Source organism: Caballeronia sp. (assembly GCF_028292365.1).
Classification (GTDB): Bacteria; Pseudomonadota; Gammaproteobacteria; order Burkholderiales; family Burkholderiaceae; genus Caballeronia.
In genome coordinates this window covers 35,167-50,856 of sequence record NZ_JAQGMM010000244.1, presented here as the reverse complement: position 1 = coordinate 50,856, position 15,690 = coordinate 35,167, and the positions used below count along the sequence as shown (strand labels likewise).

14 protein-coding genes are annotated in these 15,690 nt (G+C 59.3%); 5 read left to right on the top strand and 9 right to left on the bottom strand.

Going from position 1 to position 15,690, the window contains the following annotated elements; all coding sequences use genetic code 11:
- Nucleotides 1-21: 21 nt before the first annotated feature.
- Together JWR14_RS15315 and JWR14_RS15310 are read right to left on the bottom strand one after the other, a co-directional pair.
- Complete coding sequence (locus JWR14_RS15315) at nt 22-1,017, bottom strand: Ldh family oxidoreductase (RefSeq protein ID WP_299708134.1); 996 nt, start codon at nt 1,015-1,017, stop codon at nt 22-24.
- A gap of 173 nt (nt 1,018-1,190) precedes the next feature.
- Nucleotides 1,191-1,493, bottom strand: coding sequence for a helix-turn-helix domain-containing protein (locus tag JWR14_RS15310; RefSeq protein WP_299708132.1), 303 nt, complete (start codon nt 1,491-1,493; stop codon nt 1,191-1,193).
- 86 nt (nt 1,494-1,579) lie between these two features.
- On the opposite strand from JWR14_RS15310, the gene JWR14_RS15305 reads away from it, so the two are divergent.
- Nucleotides 1,580-2,677 carry an NADH:flavin oxidoreductase/NADH oxidase gene (locus JWR14_RS15305; RefSeq protein ID WP_299708129.1) on the top strand — a complete coding sequence of 366 codons (1,098 nt, stop codon included), beginning with the start codon at nt 1,580-1,582 and terminating at the stop codon, nt 2,675-2,677.
- Nucleotides 2,678-2,782: 105 nt separating this feature from the next.
- Here the strand turns inward: JWR14_RS15305 and JWR14_RS15300 are convergent, their stop codons facing one another.
- Together JWR14_RS15300 and JWR14_RS15295 are read right to left on the bottom strand one after the other, a co-directional pair.
- Nucleotides 2,783-4,417 (bottom strand): methyl-accepting chemotaxis protein, encoded by a 1,635-nt coding sequence (locus JWR14_RS15300; RefSeq protein WP_299708127.1) that lies wholly within the window; start codon nt 4,415-4,417, stop codon nt 2,783-2,785.
- 384 nt (nt 4,418-4,801) lie between these two features.
- Nucleotides 4,802-5,962, bottom strand: coding sequence for a 2-aminoethylphosphonate--pyruvate transaminase (locus tag JWR14_RS15295; protein WP_299708125.1), 1,161 nt, complete (start codon nt 5,960-5,962; stop codon nt 4,802-4,804).
- Nucleotides 5,963-6,257: 295 nt separating this feature from the next.
- Between JWR14_RS15295 and JWR14_RS15290 the strand changes: the two genes are divergently transcribed.
- From JWR14_RS15290 to JWR14_RS15280, 3 genes are all read left to right on the top strand, one after another.
- The gene (locus JWR14_RS15290) at nt 6,258-7,169 is read left to right on the top strand and encodes an NAD(P)-dependent oxidoreductase (protein ID WP_299708123.1); all 912 of its coding nucleotides are present in this window, start codon (nt 6,258-6,260) and stop codon (nt 7,167-7,169) included.
- A gap of 239 nt (nt 7,170-7,408) precedes the next feature.
- Nucleotides 7,409-8,065: a peroxiredoxin gene (locus JWR14_RS15285; RefSeq protein ID WP_299708121.1), complete on the top strand. Its 657-nt coding sequence runs from the start codon at nt 7,409-7,411 to the stop codon at nt 8,063-8,065.
- Nucleotides 8,066-8,259: 194 nt separating this feature from the next.
- Nucleotides 8,260-9,330 carry an MBL fold metallo-hydrolase gene (locus JWR14_RS15280; protein ID WP_299708193.1) on the top strand — a complete coding sequence of 357 codons (1,071 nt, stop codon included), beginning with the start codon at nt 8,260-8,262 and terminating at the stop codon, nt 9,328-9,330.
- Between the two features lie 120 nt (nt 9,331-9,450).
- Here JWR14_RS15280 and JWR14_RS15275 read toward each other — a convergent pair whose 3' ends face one another.
- Nucleotides 9,451-9,903 carry an Lrp/AsnC family transcriptional regulator gene (locus JWR14_RS15275; protein WP_299708119.1) on the bottom strand — a complete coding sequence of 151 codons (453 nt, stop codon included), beginning with the start codon at nt 9,901-9,903 and terminating at the stop codon, nt 9,451-9,453.
- A 124-nt stretch (nt 9,904-10,027) separates the two neighbouring features.
- Here JWR14_RS15275 and JWR14_RS15270 point away from each other — a divergent pair, with 124 nt between their 5' ends.
- Nucleotides 10,028-10,651, top strand: coding sequence for a LysE family translocator (locus tag JWR14_RS15270; protein ID WP_299708117.1), 624 nt, complete (start codon nt 10,028-10,030; stop codon nt 10,649-10,651).
- Between the two features lie 482 nt (nt 10,652-11,133).
- Here JWR14_RS15270 and JWR14_RS15265 read toward each other — a convergent pair whose 3' ends face one another.
- The 4 genes from JWR14_RS15265 to JWR14_RS15250 all read right to left on the bottom strand — a co-directional run bounded on the left by JWR14_RS15265 (nt 11,134) and on the right by JWR14_RS15250 (nt 15,357).
- Entirely contained in the window at nt 11,134-11,580 is a 447-nt protein-coding gene (locus JWR14_RS15265; RefSeq protein ID WP_299708115.1) for a heme-binding protein, read from the bottom strand.
- A 46-nt stretch (nt 11,581-11,626) separates the two neighbouring features.
- Nucleotides 11,627-12,646: an aldo/keto reductase gene (locus tag JWR14_RS15260; protein WP_299708113.1), complete on the bottom strand. Its 1,020-nt coding sequence runs from the start codon at nt 12,644-12,646 to the stop codon at nt 11,627-11,629.
- Between the two features lie 59 nt (nt 12,647-12,705).
- On the bottom strand, nt 12,706-13,926 hold the full coding sequence (locus tag JWR14_RS15255) for an ABC transporter substrate-binding protein (protein WP_299708191.1): 1,221 nt from the start codon (nt 13,924-13,926) through the stop codon (nt 12,706-12,708).
- 183 nt (nt 13,927-14,109) lie between these two features.
- Nucleotides 14,110-15,357, bottom strand: coding sequence for a DUF1479 domain-containing protein (locus JWR14_RS15250; protein WP_299708111.1), 1,248 nt, complete (start codon nt 15,355-15,357; stop codon nt 14,110-14,112).
- Nucleotides 15,358-15,690: the final 333 nt, after the last annotated feature.

Sequence of the window (15,690 nt, the reverse complement as noted above, 5' to 3'; positions counted from 1 at the left end):
CTATCCGCTACGCTGATGGTTTCAAATTCCCTTCAATTGCGCGATCAACGTATCGGGAATATCAACGCCTTCCTGTTCCGACACGTCGGCAAGACGTTCTCTCCGATAGCCGGGAAGCCGGACGTCGTCGTCCAGGAGCATCATTTCAATCAGCGTTTCCACGCGCGACAGATAGGTGTCGTCGCCGGCCAGTGCACCCGGATCAATCGCCCAGAATAAATGACCGATGCGGGAACGCTCGCCCCCCTCCGTCAGGAACGAACCGGCTTCGTAACCGAAGTTCGCGCCGGTCAGCGCCGCCGCGAGCAACTCGACGACCAACGCCAGCATCGCGCCCTTCGCTCCGCCGAACGGCAGCATCATGCCGTCGAGGGCGGCACGGGCGTCGGTCGTCGGCTGGCCGTCGCGGGTGGTCGCCCAGCCTTCCGGAATTGGCTTGCCGTCACGGGCGGCTATGGCAACCTTGCCGCGCGCAATCTGCGAGAGCGCCAGGTCGATCACCAGCGGCTCCGCCTGACGGCGCGGGAAGACGGCGGCAATCGGATTGGTGCCGAAGAGCGCGCGCCGGCCGCCCCACGCAGGCATGGCTGCGGGCGAGTTGCTGAACGCGAGGCCAACCATGCCCGCCGCGCCAAGCGCTTGCAGATGCGCCGCGCCGACGCCGAAATGATGGCTGCGCCTGACGCCCGCCACCGCACTGCCGAACTGCCGCGCGCGTTCGATCAACGCGCTGATGGCGAGATCGCAGGCGGGATAAGCGAGTCCATCCGCGCCATCGACCAGCACGGCCGCGCCGCGATCCGAGACGATGCCCGGCTGCGCCAACGGATCGACGCGGCCGTTCCTGAGTTGCGCGCAATACATCGGCAGACGCGATACGCCATGCGACGAGAGCCCGCGCAGGTCAGCATAAACAAGCGCACGGGCCGTCGATTGTGCGGTCGCGGGCAACGCGCCGGCGGCAAGCAGCGAGTCGACAGCAAGCGCGCTCAGCGCGTTGGGAAACAGTCGGGCCATCGATCATTCCTTCTAAGTTATAAATTTCAATCTTCAAGCGCGGCCGCGATCCGTGCCGCCATGAGCGAGCTCACGCGTTTGTCAGCGGCTTGCCAAGGCGCAAGGTACACGCATCCGCCACCTTGAAAAAAGGCGCGCGGTTGGCTGCGTAGGTCAAGTGATCAGCGAAGTCTTCACGGAGCCTGGTTGAGGATGGCGTCCATGAGTCCCGGGAACCTGCTGTCGAGTTCGACACGTCGCAACGTATTCTGATGAACCGTGCCGGCCACGCGGGTCTGGACGAGACCCGCCTCGCGCAAGATGCGGAAGTGGTGGGACATGCTCGATTTCGGGCGACCACCGTCGAGCTCTCCACAGGTAGCCTCCGTGACACGCGACAAATGCCGCACGATGTCGAGACGCACCGGGTCGCTCAAGGCGTTGAAGATCCGCTGGAGGGTGAAACCCTCAGGGCCGGGATGGTTATATATGCGCATACAGCAGATGGTACTGGTTTCTGTGATAATCGATAGTTCGAATTATATCGAACTATCGAACTAGATCATTCCACGGAGCCTGCCCGATGCCCGCATTATTCGAACCCTTCAAGCTCAAAGATATCTCGTTGCGCAACCGCATCGCGATCCCGCCAATGTGCCAATACTCCGCTGTCGATGGCCTGATCAACGACTGGCACCGTGTGCACCTGGCTGGTCTCGCACGCGGCGGAGCCGGACTGGTTATCGTTGAGGCGACAGCCGTGTCGCCTGAAGGCCGCATCACCCCGGGCTGCACGGGCATCTGGAATGATGAGCAAGCGCAGGCGTTCGTGCCCGTCGTTGCATCGATCAAGGCAGCAGGCTCGGTGCCGGGGATCCAGATCGCCCACGCGGGTCGCAAGGCCAGCGCCAACCGGCCGTGGGAAGGCGACGACCATATCGGCGCAGACGATCCGCGCGGCTGGGACACCATCGCGCCCTCGGCTATCGCCTTTGGAGCCAACCTGCCGAAGGTGCCCAAAGCGATGACCCTCGACGATATCGCCCGTGTCCGCCAGGATTTCGTCGATGCTGCAAAACGCGCGCGCGATGCGGGTTTTGAGTGGTTGGAACTGCACTTCGCGCACGGCTATCTGGGTCAGAGCTTTTTCTCGACGCACTCCAATCAACGCGATGATGCCTATGGCGGGAGCCTCGACAACCGCAGCCGCTTCATGCTGGAGACGCTGGCTGCAGTGCGCGAAGTCTGGCCCGAGCACTTGCCGCTGACGGCGCGCTTTGGCGTGATCGAATATGACGGCCGCGACGAGGAAACCCTCGCTGAGTCCATCGAGTTGGCGAAAAATTTCAAGCGTGGCGGGCTGGACATGCTCAGCGTCAGCGTGGGCTTCTCTACGCCTACAGCAAACATTCCGTGGGCGCCTGCGTTCCTCGCGCCTATAGCACATCGGGTGCGGCGTGAGGCACAACTGCCCGTTGCGTCGGCATGGGGAATCGATACACCGGAACTCGCCGATAACGCCGTGCGCGAAGGCCAGCTCGATCTCGTGATGGTCGGCCGGGCGCATTTGGCCAATCCTCACTGGCCGTACTACGCCGCGAAAAAGCTCGGCATTGCACGTCCTTCGTGGACGCTGCCTGCGCCTTACGCGCATTGGCTCGAACGCTACGCGGTCAGTTGATCACGCGCCCTCGACGCCGGCAATCGATGTGCATGTTGCACAGTTGCCGGCTGAAGAGGGATGGCTTGAGGGCCTGGCGTTGTTCGTTGTTATTTACAAAGACTCCTAAGCAAGCTGCGGCTCGCGTCGCGGAACCGGACTCATCGCCTTGAGCGGCATGCCGGGGCGATGCGCCCGCGAACCCGTAGACACTTCACCAGACCGCGATGAATCGCCGCGCAGCGTAAACACCGCCACCGCATCACGCAGCGAATTGGCCTGCTCGGCAAGCGCGTGTGCCGCTGCGGACGCTTCCTCAACGAGCGCGGCATTCTGCTGCGTGACCTCGTCCATTTGTGTGACGGCCGTATTGACCTGTTCGATACCCGTGCTCTGCTCCTGTGACGCCGATGAAATCGCGCCGACAATATCCGTCACACGCTGCACCGATCCCACAATCTCCGCAATGATCTGCCCCGCGTTGCCAACGAGTGCCGAGCCTGCATTCACGCGATCGGTCGACTGGGCGATCAACGCCTTGATTTCCTTGGCTGCCGATGCGCTACGCTGTGCGAGCGTGCGCACTTCCGCTGCGACCACGGCGAAACCGCGCCCTTCCTCGCCGGCGCGCGCGGCTTCCACGGCCGCGTTGAGCGCAAGGATATTGGTCTGAAACGCGATAGCGTCGATCACGGCGATAATCTCCGCGACCTTGCTCGAACTATCGGCAATTCCATGCATGGTTTCAACGACCTGACCCATCATCACACCGCCGCGCGAAGCAGTGTGGGAAGCCGCGTCCGCGAGCGTGGATGCCTGTCGCGCGTTCTCTGCGTTCTGGCGGACCGTGCCGGTGAGTTCTTCCATGCTCGCCGCCGTTTCTTCGAGCGATGCCGCCTGTTCTTCCGTGCGCGACGAAAGGTTCAGGTTGCCCGATGCGATCTCGGCGCTGGCCGTCGCCACGCCTTCGGCGTTCTCACGAACCTTGGCGACCACTTGCGACAAACTCGACTGCATGTCTTTCAGTGCCGCAAGCAACTGGGCGATTTCATCCTTGCCGCTGGAGTCAAAATCCATCGACAGATTGCCGGTCGCCACTGCCCGTGCGCAACTCAGTGCGTGACCCAGAGGCCGCGAGACCGTACGGCTGAACATGACGCCGCCGATCATCGCGAGCGCGAGCACCGCCAGCATCAGCGCGATGCTGATCTCGGTCGCATGATGTGCATCAATAGCCGCCTGCGCCGAAACTTGCGCGCTGTCAGCGGCGATTTTCTGGGTGGCCTGTTCAAGCAGCGCCGAAGGTTCACGGTCCACGCCGGCCACGGCTTTATCACCGGCTGAGGGTTCGAACCCGGCAGACTTGAAAGCTTCGAAGCCTTTGCGATAACCCTCGCCCATCGAAGTGTGCGCGATCGCAAAGCGTTCGATCAGCGTGCGGCTTTCACCTTCCGGCAACTTGGTCTTGAGTTCAGCCGCGAGCGTGCTGACAGTCTTTTCACGGGTCTGGAAGGCAGTCCAATATTTGTCGAGATCTGCCGGGTCCTTGCCACGCAATAACGTGTCTTTCCACTCCTGGACTTGCAGCTTGAATGCGACGAGCGTGGCTGACACCATCCGTTCGTTCGCAACGTTGTCCTGCACTGTGGTTCCGTAGGCGTTGATCGACTGGTTCAGGGCGAAGATGCCATACAGTGCGCCGGCGAACATCAGCAGCAGCGCCACGGTGAAGGCAAGAGGAATTTTGAGGCTGAGCTTCATTGATGGTTCTCGCATTCGGCAAGCCGCGACGGGAGCGCGCGGTTGGACTACTACTTATCGGTCCATTCGCCCAAAACTGAAGGTGCGCAGTCGCTATGCATCTCGAAGCGGCCAGCCGATAGCTAACGGCGGGTATGCAATAAAGAACGTGACCCCATTTGATGGAACCATCACGTTGGCGCCCGTTCTACGGCATCGATAGTTCAGACAAAAAAGCGCTGCATTTCCGGTAGCGGAATCAACGTCTCCGCCTCAGCGTTATTTGCGCGGCGTTGATGCCCTCATCTGGAAGGCGCGGGGCAAGCGTACGGTGGAAATCAAATGCGCCACGCCGAGCTTGTCGCCCGGCGAAGCGCATTAGACTATCTTCGCGTTACCGAGGTTTTACTCAGCAGTTGTGGCGCTCAGACTATTCACACCCATTTCATCCAGTACATCGCGCACCGCGGCGAGCAAACCGTGCATCTGCTTTTCGTAGAGCCTGCCGATGCAGCCGATACGAAACGATTCCGCGATCGTCAGCTTGCCAGGATAGATCACATAACCGCGTGTTTTCAGGCCATCGTAGAAACGTTCGAAGACAAAGCCCGGATGCGCGGGCATCCGGAAAGTCACGATGATCGGCGCCTGCAGATCCGCCTTCAGCAGAAGCTCAAAACCAAGCGCCTTCATGCCGTCCACCAGAACGCGGCAATTGTTCCGATACCGCCCTCCTCGGCCAGCCACGCCACCCTCTGCATCAAATTCCTGAAGCGCCTGGTGAAACGCCACGATCACATGTGTAGGTGGCGTGAACCGGTACTGCCCGGTCTTTTCGAAATTCGCCCACTGGTCGTAGAGATCGAGAACCAGCGTGGTGGCGTTGCCCTGTGTCACTGTCAGTACGTCGCGCCTGCACACGACAAAGCCAAGACCCGGCACGCCTTCAATGCACTTGTTCGAGGAAGCGGCCACCGCATCTGCGTGGATCGCGGGTGCGTCGATTGGCAGTGCGCCGAACGCGCTCATTGAGTCGATGAGATAGCCCTTTTTGTACTTGGCCGCGAGCGCGCCAATCTCGGCAATCGGATTCAGGATGCCCGAGGTCGTCTCGCAATGGACCACGAAGATATGCGTGATCGAAGGCGTGCGCTTCAGGATTGTCTCGACCTTTTTAAGGTCAGGCGGAGCATCCTCGGCCGTTTCATGGATGACGGTCTTGCGTCGGGCGATGTCGAGAATGCGTTTCGCGCGCTGACCGTAAGCGCCATTGATGAGCAGGAGAACCTTGCCCGCCGGCGGAACGAAACTGGTCAGCATGGCTTCGACTGCAAAGGTGCCAGAACCTTGCATAGGCACCGTCACATAGTTGCCTTCGCCGTGAACGATCTCGGCGAGTCGCGCGAGCACCGCTTTGTTGATTGCGACAAAACTCGCATCGCGCGAGCCCCAGTCGTGTGCCATCGATGCCTTGACGGTACGCGAGGTAGTCAGCGGTCCGGGCGTCAGAAGAAAGGGATCACCCGTTTCGGTGGCAGCTGGTTTGAGGACCTCGGATTGATTCATAGAAAGGGTGTCCGGTATCGATGTGTGGTGACTAGCAGGCTGCGACGCGTTCACGTCCGCAAGGTCCTTGGAGCATGACGACATTTTAACCGCCCGTCGTCCAATGCGAGGTCTCAGCCCCTGCCTCGACACGAAACACACCATTCATAAATACAAACGATACCGTTTATTTTAGACGTGGATTGACGATGGGTTGATGCACAGCGGCTCGCGTTCGACGCAGGTACCGCCCAGCGCGCGTCTCGCATCGCTGGGATAATCGAGTTTTCTCTGTCGACCCTAAAAGGATACACACGTGACGGAATCTGCAAACTCTTCTTCCGGCGAGCCCGTGCGCCGTGTCGCGTTTCTTGGCTTGGGCGTCATGGGTTATCCGATGGCCGGCCACCTTGCCAAAGCCGGCCTCGACGTCACGGTGTACAACCGAACCCACGCCAAGGCGGAACAATGGCTAGCCGAACACCGCGGACAGTCGGCACGAACACCGCGCGAAGCCGCGTCGAAGGCAGACCTGGTGCTGGCGTGCGTGGGCAACGACGACGACCTGCGCAGCATCACGCTGGGCGACGATGGCGCTTTCGCCGGGATGACACCGGGCGCCGCCTTCGTCGATCACACGACCGCATCCGCCAACGTCGCGCGTGAACTGGCGGAGGTCGCGGACGCACGCGGACTGGCCTTCATCGACGCCCCTGTGTCCGGTGGCGAGGCGGGTGCGCAAAATGGCAAGCTCACCATCATGTGCGGTGGCGCTCCAGAAGTGTTTGAGCGTGTCCACGCCACTCTCGATCACTACGCGACGGCTGTTACGTTAATCGGCCCGGCCGGCGCGGGGCAACTCGCGAAAATGGTCAACCAGATCTGCATCGCGGGACTGGTCCAGGGTTTGTCTGAAGCGGTTAATTTCGGCCAGTTGTCGGGCCTCGACATGCCGCTCGTACTCGATGTAATCGGCAAGGGCGCCGCAGCAAGCTGGCAGATGGACAATCGCGGCAAGACCATGATCGACGGCAAGTTCGATTACGGATTTGCCGTCGACTGGATGCGCAAGGACCTGGGCTTCTGTCTGGACGAAGCGAAGCGTAACGGTGCTTCCCTGCCGGTGACAGCGCTTGTCGACCAATTCTACGGCGACGTGCAGGCCCTCGGCGGTAATCGCTTCGATACCTCCAGCCTGATCTGGCGCCTGCGCAAACTCAAGAGCTGATCTAAAGCGCTGAACTTCGCCCGCGCCGGCGCAACGGCGGATTAACCCTACATTTAACCAACGGGGAAAGTCTTTTGTGTCCTACGCTATAAATGCGTCCTCCGGCGCGATACGGTGCAATCGGCCGGAGGGTGATTCTCGAATCAGGCCAATCGCCTGACCAAACCCTTGCAGCCCGGGGGATGTCGCTCCGGCCGCCGCATTGGCTCCCTGTTGCACCCGCCCTATGGAGACTGATCATGTCGATTCGACTAGGAGAAGACGCCCCCGATTTCACTGCTGAAACCACACAAGGGACGATCCATTTTCACGAATGGATCGGAGACCAGTGGGCGATCCTCTTTTCGCATCCGAAGGATTTCACCCCCGTTTGCACCACGGAACTCGGATACTTGGCGGGCCTTAAACCAGAATTCGACAAGCGCAACACGAAGATTATCGGGCTCAGCATCGATCCCGTCAGTGACCACGAGAAGTGGCTCAAGGATATCGCGGAGACGCAGGGCCACGAGGTCGGTTACCCGCTGATCGGCGACCCTGACCTGACGGTGGCGAAGCTCTACGACATGATTCATCCCGAGGCGAGCGGCGGCGGCCCGCGCACCGCGGTGGACAACGCGACCGTGCGCTCAGTGTTTCTCATCGGACCGGACAAGAAGGTCAAAGCCATGCTCGTCTATCCGATGAGTGCGGGCCGCAATTTCGACGAAGTGATGCGACTGCTCGATGCGCTGCAGCTCAATGCAAAACACGCAGTGGCAACGCCGGTGAACTGGAAACCGGGTGAAGACGTGATCATTCCAACATCCGTTTCCAACGACGCAGCGATGCAAAAATATCCGCAGGGTTTCAAAACCGTAAAACCTTACCTGCGGTATGTTGCGCAGCCGAAGTAAAGCGCGCATTGATTGGAGCGGCGACCGCCGGAGAGTGCGAAGGGCGGGTGCATTGATGCACATCCATGTGCATCAATGCACCCGCCCTCTGAACGGGCTGCGGCCAATTCGGCGGCCTGCAGAACAGGTTGGCGGTGCCTCACGGGCCACCATTCTTAAACGCTCGCACAAGCGGGCCGCGGAGCGAAATCGTGTTGACCTTCCGGCAGCTATTTGATCAGCAATCGTCAACCTACACGTATCTTCTTGCCGACAGCACAACGCGAGAGGCTGTGCTGGTCGATCCGGTGTTTGAACAGGCGCGCCGGGATGCTGCCCTGATCGCAGAGCTTGGCTTGCATCTGCTTTACACAATCGACACCCACGTCCACGCCGATCACGTGACCGGTGCATGGATGCTGAATCGCCGTACAGGCAGCCTGATTGCGATATCGGCTGCGAGCGGCGCCGAAGGTGCGCACCGCTATCTGAGCGATGGAGACAGGGTCGAGTTTGGCGCGAGATATCTGGTGATACGTGCAACGCCGGGTCATACCGATGGGTGCATCACACTCGTACTCGACAATGAGACCATGGCGTTTACCGGCGATTGCCTGTTAATCAGGGGTACTGGCCGCACAGATTTTCAGCGTGGTGATGCGCACACCCTGTTTCGCGCGATCCACAACCACATTTTTACGTTGCCTGCCGCGTGCCTGCTTTATCCGGCCCATGACTATCGCGGTTTGACGGTCACCAGTGTGGCCGAGGAGCGACGCTTTAATCCACGCCTGGGCGGTGAACTGTGTGAAGAAGATTTCACCGGATACATGGCAAACCTGCACCTGCCGCATCCGAAGCAGATCGACGTAGCGGTGCCTGCGAACCTGAAATGCGGCCTGGCGGAGCGCCACCCCGAGCAGATGACCGAGCCGGATTGGGCGCCCCTCACATGCAGCTTTGCGGGCATCTGGGAAATCAACGCCCAGTGGCTCGAGGAAAATCTGCGTGCGGTCGACGTTGTCGACGTGCGAGAACCCGACGAGTTCAACGGACCGCTGGGTCGCATCCCCACAGCCACGCTCATTTCATTGGGTAACCTGGCCGGGCGCGCCACTGAACTCACGAAGGAGCGCCCGATCGTGACTGTCTGCCGGGCCGGTGGGCGGTCGGCACAAGCCACGGTCATGCTGCGACAAGCGGGATTCGAGCGGGTCGCCAACCTTGCCGGCGGAATGCTCCGCTGGCGTGCGGAAGGCCGCGTCGTCGAAAACGCCAGCATGTAACAACGGACGGTTCCTTCGAACCAAGGAAAACCGTCAGCCAGGCGGCGTCCGCGCTGGTGAAGTGGCCGGTTGATCAAAGGAAGGAGCCGGTCGAAATCAGAATTGATCGTTATCCTAATCTCACTCGCCTTGTAGCGGAGGCCTGACCGGCTTGTGCGCGACCTGCGTCGACAGCACGATCGCCGTCGAGGTCGTGCCATAGGTATTCAGTGCATCAATGATGCCCTGCAAATGTTGCACGTCGGTCGCGAGCACACGCAGCAGCGCACAGTCGTCGCCCGTCACCGTCAGGCATTCGATGACTTCGGGGCGCTCGCGGGCAAACGCTTCATACGGCCGCCCCGCCTGAGCCTGCACACGGATCATCGCGGTGATCGTATAGCCGAGCTTTGCCGGGTCAACCCACGCACGATAACCCCCTATAACACCCTGCACCTCCAGCCGCTTGATTCGCTCAGACACGGCTGGCTGGCTGAGGTGTACGCGCCGGCCAATTTCAGCATGCGACACGCGCGCGTCCTGCTGCAAAAGCTCGAGGATTTTGCGGTCGTGATGGTCGATTTTGGTATTCATGGAAAACCCCCGATAAATCCGATCAATGATCGGGTTTTCCTGGAAAATACCATTGAATGCTTGTTATAAAAACCATGATGATGCGATAGATTATAAGTAAATCTCCCATCGTACGAGACTCGATATGCACCTGAAAATCTGGCTGATCTTCATCGCGACAACGGGTCTCGTCTGCCTCACGCCCGGCGTTGCAGCCCTTCTCGTTGTCGCCCAAGGCGTCTCCAACGGCGTGCGACGCAGTTACTGGGCCATCGCCGGGATCGCGCTCGCCAATTCAATTTATTTCGCTTTATCGGCGACCGGTCTCGCGGCGCTGATCGTCACGAGCCACACCGTGTTTAATGCGGTGAAATGGGCCGGGGTTGCCTATCTCGTGTATCTCGGCGTTCGTGCTTTATTGAACCGGTCGAGTGCGCTGACCATCCAGCCTGCGGGCATTGCGGCGGTCAGCGGTCAGCGTGCGTTGAGCCAGGGCCTGATGGTTGAGTTGGCGAACCCGAAAGCACTACTCTTTTTCGTCGCGCTACTACCGCAGTTCGTCGACGTGCACCGACCGATCTGGCTTCAAATGCTGATCTTCGGCCTGACTACGGTGCTGCTTGACCTCTGTTCCTATTCTTTCTATGCGTGGCTCGGCGCGACAAGTCAGGGATTCGCCGCCAATCGAAAATGGGCCAGTGCCGCGAGTCGGGTAAGCGGTGTCGTGTTGATCGCAGCGGGGGCGCTAACCGCGTTCGCTAAAGCCTAAGCCATACGTAATATCGGCGCGCGGGTAAAATCTGCGCCTCGTTTTTGATGGTGTTCGGCGGGAGTGGATCGAGTGGTTTAAGGAAACGTCACCGTTAGACGCGGCGGCGTATCGTCTTAGGGCGGCAGGCGCCGCCCCTAGCATCAGTTAATGGCAGCGGTTTTGCCAGTGGCCATGCACCTTCACTTTGTGACATACGCGGTGATGGTGATCCTCTGCGAAAGCGGATGTAAAGGCGCCAAGCGTAAGAGCGGCGGTGATTACGGCGAGAATGGTCTTTTTCATATGACGATATGAGGTGGAAGGGAATTGGAATCCTAGCAGCGTTACATTACATTCCCGAACGGCGCGCCCCGCGTTGAAACCATCAAAGATCCCGCGCGACATCTCGTGCAACATGTCCTTGGGACGGCCGCTCTACTCGATGGTGGCCGACCTCGCGAGACGGCTCTGCGACTTTTCAAAGCCGGACCTCGCTTCTGTCATTTCACGGTAGACCGCTTGCGTGCCGCTGCTTGCATGGCGATAACCGCATCAACACCAAGCTGCGCGATTCGCTCGTCGTCATCTTCGGATAAGCCGCTGACCGCAACCGCGCCGGCGACCTTCCCCTCTATCAGAACGGGTAAGCCACCCGCCCAGCCGATATAACGCGGATCTCCGTAGTAGGACAAGCTCCAGCCCCCCGCCTTGGCATCCAATGCCAGTTGACGGGTGCGAATTCGTTGTCGAGCCGCTGTAAAGGCCTTGGCTTGCACGACAGCTATGGAAGGCAGTGGCGCCCCATCCATCCGTAGAAGCGCGATCAATTCGCCATGTGCATCGCTAACCGCAAGCACAGCGGCTGCATCAATTTCCTCAAGCGCCTGCCGCATGCGCTCGATTGCAGAAGCCGCTTCCGCATTGCTAATGCTGCTATGAACTAGCACTGAAATCCCCCCGGACGTTATATAGGCGAATAGACGATAGACGGGGTTATGCGGGAAGTGGAGCGTCTTCACGGATAAGCCGGTTCGTTCGCAGTGCAGCCCAGAACGCTGCCGGAATCTCCACCTTGAACGTCTCGATGTTGTCCTCCAACTGCGCGACTGTTCTGACGCCCGGGATATTGGTGGCTATCGCGGGATGCGCCAACGCGAATTGCAACGCGGCAGCTTTGAGCGGAATCTTGAATTCATCGCAAACCGCCTCGATTTTTCTAACGCGAGCAACTATTTCATCCGATGCAGGCGCATAGTTGTATCGCGCGCCGGGGATTGCACCGGTCGCCAATATGCCGCTGTTATAGCAGCCCCCCAGGATGACCGAAACCTTTTGCTTCTCGCAAGCCGGAAGGAACCCGTCGAGTGAATCCTGCTCCAGCAACGTGTATCGGCCGGCTAATAACAGACAGTCGAAATCAACCCGCTTGATGGCCTCGTAAGCGACCTCCCATTCGTTGACGCCTACGCCAATCGCTTGCACCACACCCTCGTCCCTTAGACGAATCAGGGCCTTGGCCGCACCCGACATGGCTGTATTAAAGACCGCCGGCTGATTCCGCGGGCCATGCGTAAAATTGTCTATGTCGTGAATCAGCGCGATATCTATTCGTTCCAGTCCCAGACGCTGCAGGCTATCTTCGATGGAACGCATCGTGCCGTCATAGCTGTAATCGAAACGCAGCTCAAACGGCAGCCCGCTTGCCCAGGGGCTAAAGTCGATATCCGATCTCCTGGCCGCCTTTAGCAGACGGCCGACCTTCGTGGAAATGACAAACTCATCACGCGGATACCAGCGAAGTCCCTGACCACAACGCGCTTCGCTAAGGCCATGGCCATACATTGGCGCTGTGTCGAAATAACGAATACCCGCATTCCATGCCGCTTGAATCAGCGCGGCGCTTGTCTCTTCCGAGATCGGCCGCGCGAGGTTGCCAATGGGCGATGCACCAAACCCCATCACCGTCACGTCCAGCTTCGAGCGTGGCCAGGTCTTTTTCATGTCAGCGTTCATTTCTTCTCCTGTTTAAGCAGTGCGGCCAAGCCGCTGCGCTCACTTGAGTTCATTTGACCTCATTTGACTTTAGCTGCCGCAGCCAGTGCCTGAACACCGGTCTTCGCATCCTCATTGGAGTTCATGAACTTGCTGATGGCATCGGACATGGCGCCGGCGGTCACGGTCGACTGCACCATGCCAAATGCAAGCGATGGCAGGAAACCGCCTGACTTGATCGTCCTTTGTTCGTCGGCGTACGACTTCTTGGCGCAGTCGTCAAACTTGTCCATTGATACATCCTGCCGGATCGGGATCGAACCTTTGTACAGGCTGAACTGTTGTTGAAAATCGGGTGACATGATGGTCCTGGCTAATGCGAGCTGACCCGGCGTTGCTTCTTTTGAGCCCTTCTGTTGAAAAAATACAAAGGAGTCCACGGTGTAAGTGAATGCGCTGGACGTGCCTGGCGCGACAGCGCAGACGTAATCAACACCGGGCTTCTTGTTTGCATTTTCGAACTCGCCTTTGGCCCAGTCGCCCATGAACTGCATGCCGCCCGTACCGTTGATCACCATTGCGGTTGCCAGATTCCAGTCCCGGCCTGCGTAGCCTTTGTCGAAGTACGACTCGATCTTCTTGACCGTCTCGAACACTTGGACCATTTGTGGCGAAGTCAGCGTCTTCTGGTCAAGGTCGACCAGCGCCTTCTTGTAGAAGTCGGGGCCTTGCGACAGCACGACAGTTTCCCAGACCGTCATATCCTGCCAAGGCTGTCCGCCGTGTGCGACCGGGGTAATGCCTGCGGCGCGAAACTTGTCAGCCAGTGCGAAGAATTCAGGCCATGTTGCAGGCGGCGATCCTCCGACCTTGTCCAGCGCCGCCTTGTTTATCCAGAGCCAGTTGATTCGATGCACGGAAAAAGGCGCCCCAACATAATGACCGCCGGCGCGCATGATTGCATCGATTTGTGGAGGCGTATGACTCTTCCACTCGCCCGCAGATTTGTCGATTGGAACCAGCATGTCCTGGTCGGCCCAATCCTGAATGAGCGGACCTTTGATCTGTGCGGCCGATGGCGCGTTGCCGGAGATCACCTGGGCTTTCAACGCGGTCATTGCAGCCGCGCCCGCACCCCCGGCAACCGCGAAGTCTTTCCACTCGTAGCCTTGTTTGGTCATATCGTCCTTGAGCAGTCTTACCGCTTTCGACTCGCCGCCCGAGGTCCACCAATGCAGCACTGAAATGGACTCAGCCGCGCTCGCCGCGTGACATACACAAAGGCTGAATAAGGCGCACATGCCCTGTTTTAGATTTTTGTTCATCGTTGTCTCCTGGGAATTACATGTAGCCTTATCGGCTCGTCTATTTTCTTTGCTTGGCCTGGCTGGCTTAAGCTTTGGCCGGACAAAGAGAGTCTGCGCAGCGTCGGGTACCTGACCCGAGCTGCGTTAAAAGAAGCGCTAGAAGTAGTAAGAGGCTGTTTAAAGTGAAAGGCCGAGTTGCTCTCTGCCCAGCGGCGTTAAATCCGCCTCGGTCGCGCGTCCGACGAAATCAACTTCGAAGTTATCGGCGGGAAAGTCGGGAGGGCTTTTCCCTTCCCTGAAGCTGGGTAGTTGACGCTTCAAGTAGGCATCGTTTTTTGCACAAGCCGGTGCCGACGATATGTACATGACATTGCTAAACCCCGTGCCACGGTGTGCATCCTCAACGGCGTGAATGACGTCGCTGTGCCAGAACACGGTGTCTCCCGCTTGCATCTTGGGGATTGACGACAGCGCGTCATAAAGTGGGCCGTGCCACTCGGGCTTGATCGACAACGCGCGGCCCGGCATGGCTCCGCAGAGGTCGTCCTCAGGCACGTCGTCCTGAAGCGCCCGCAGCAGTACATAGGCCATGGCGTTCGCGATTGGAATGAGTTGCAGCGTTCCATCGCCCGGCCCTTGCGGTGTCAGCGCAGTCCAGCCCTGGAAGGTCCGGAACATCGAGCACACCGCGGGCGACGCGATCTCCCTCACGTCCGGACGATAAGCCGCGTCGAACGGGTTATAGCGTTTCCAGTCGCCGCTAAAGACGTGCCGATAAACCCGCCTGAAGTTTTCCTCAAGCCACCGCTCGACGGACCCGCCATCGCAATGGGCGGACAATCCTAACGACTCCGAGCCCGGCGGACGCCGGCGCAGGCGGTCCGCGTAGACCGGCACATGATCGGGGTCAAAGTGCTGACGGCCCTCGCTCTCGGCTTTCCACAAGCGGTTGAGGAACACGCGGGTGGCAGTCAATTCAGGCGACTGACGCGCGGCAACTTGCGGCTTGGACCAGTAGACGCCGTAGATTTGCGGCTTGCTTGACGCAAGGTTGCCGAAGTACTTGTCCTCCGCGCGATTCAGCAGCCGCTCGTCCAGATTGTTGGTGTCCACGTATTCGGCGATCTGCCCGTCCCATTGCGTGGCTAGCTCCGGACTGAATACGCGTCGCACCACGCATGCACCGCGAGTCTTGATTAACGCAATGGTGTCGGCACTGACGCGCTGCGCGGCGACGTCCGCATAGGCCAACTCAGGAATCACCGGTTCGCCGCGAGCACGCTGCGCTGCAATGATGCCGGCTTGTTGTTTGATGTCTTCCTCGACCGCAAGGAACACCTCGCGGTAATTGGGCAAGGCGTTGCGCAACGCCCGTTTCGCTTCGCGAATGGCGGTGGGCAAGTCATCGATTTGCAGGGGTTGCATGATTGTCTCCGCGTGTTGGTATGTGCGGAGCTTAAGCCGAGCCACGGCAAAGAAGTGATACGATCAAGACAATCAATTTGCGTTTTCAGCCACTGAACTACTGGTTGAAAGTGTCGCCATTGGCGACGGTTGGTTGCTGCGGGTTAACCCAATGCAAGCCATTGCAAGTTGCCGACATTCAGTTCAGCGAAGGTCCCATGCTGAATCTCTGTTTGCCCGGAAATATGGATGGCCGAGCGCGTGCCGTTAACGCCGCCAAATAGCCCATCCATTCGTCGTACGACTCACCCGACGGGCGGGATCGACTGCGATTCCGTCCGCTTGCCCACTACT

What these genes read in the sequence shown, in the direction of transcription:
- JWR14_RS15310 (WP_299708132.1), bottom strand. Translation starts at nt 1,493, where the DNA reads ATGCGCATATATAACCATCCCGGCCCTGAGGGTTTCACCCTCCAGCGG.
- JWR14_RS15305 (WP_299708129.1), top strand. Translation starts at nt 1,580, where the DNA reads ATGCCCGCATTATTCGAACCCTTCAAGCTCAAAGATATCTCGTTGCGC.
- JWR14_RS15300 (WP_299708127.1), bottom strand. Translation starts at nt 4,417, where the DNA reads ATGAAGCTCAGCCTCAAAATTCCTCTTGCCTTCACCGTGGCGCTGCTG.
- JWR14_RS15315 (WP_299708134.1), bottom strand. Translation starts at nt 1,017, where the DNA reads ATGGCCCGACTGTTTCCCAACGCGCTGAGCGCGCTTGCTGTCGACTCG.
- JWR14_RS15270 (WP_299708117.1), top strand. Translation starts at nt 10,028, where the DNA reads ATGCACCTGAAAATCTGGCTGATCTTCATCGCGACAACGGGTCTCGTC.
- JWR14_RS15255 (WP_299708191.1), bottom strand. Translation starts at nt 13,926, where the DNA reads ATGTGCGCCTTATTCAGCCTTTGTGTATGTCACGCGGCGAGCGCGGCT.
- JWR14_RS15275 (WP_299708119.1), bottom strand. Translation starts at nt 9,903, where the DNA reads ATGAATACCAAAATCGACCATCACGACCGCAAAATCCTCGAGCTTTTG.
- JWR14_RS15260 (WP_299708113.1), bottom strand. Translation starts at nt 12,646, where the DNA reads ATGAACGCTGACATGAAAAAGACCTGGCCACGCTCGAAGCTGGACGTG.
- JWR14_RS15285 (WP_299708121.1), top strand. Translation starts at nt 7,409, where the DNA reads ATGTCGATTCGACTAGGAGAAGACGCCCCCGATTTCACTGCTGAAACC.
- JWR14_RS15250 (WP_299708111.1), bottom strand. Translation starts at nt 15,357, where the DNA reads ATGCAACCCCTGCAAATCGATGACTTGCCCACCGCCATTCGCGAAGCG.
- JWR14_RS15295 (WP_299708125.1), bottom strand. Translation starts at nt 5,962, where the DNA reads ATGAATCAATCCGAGGTCCTCAAACCAGCTGCCACCGAAACGGGTGAT.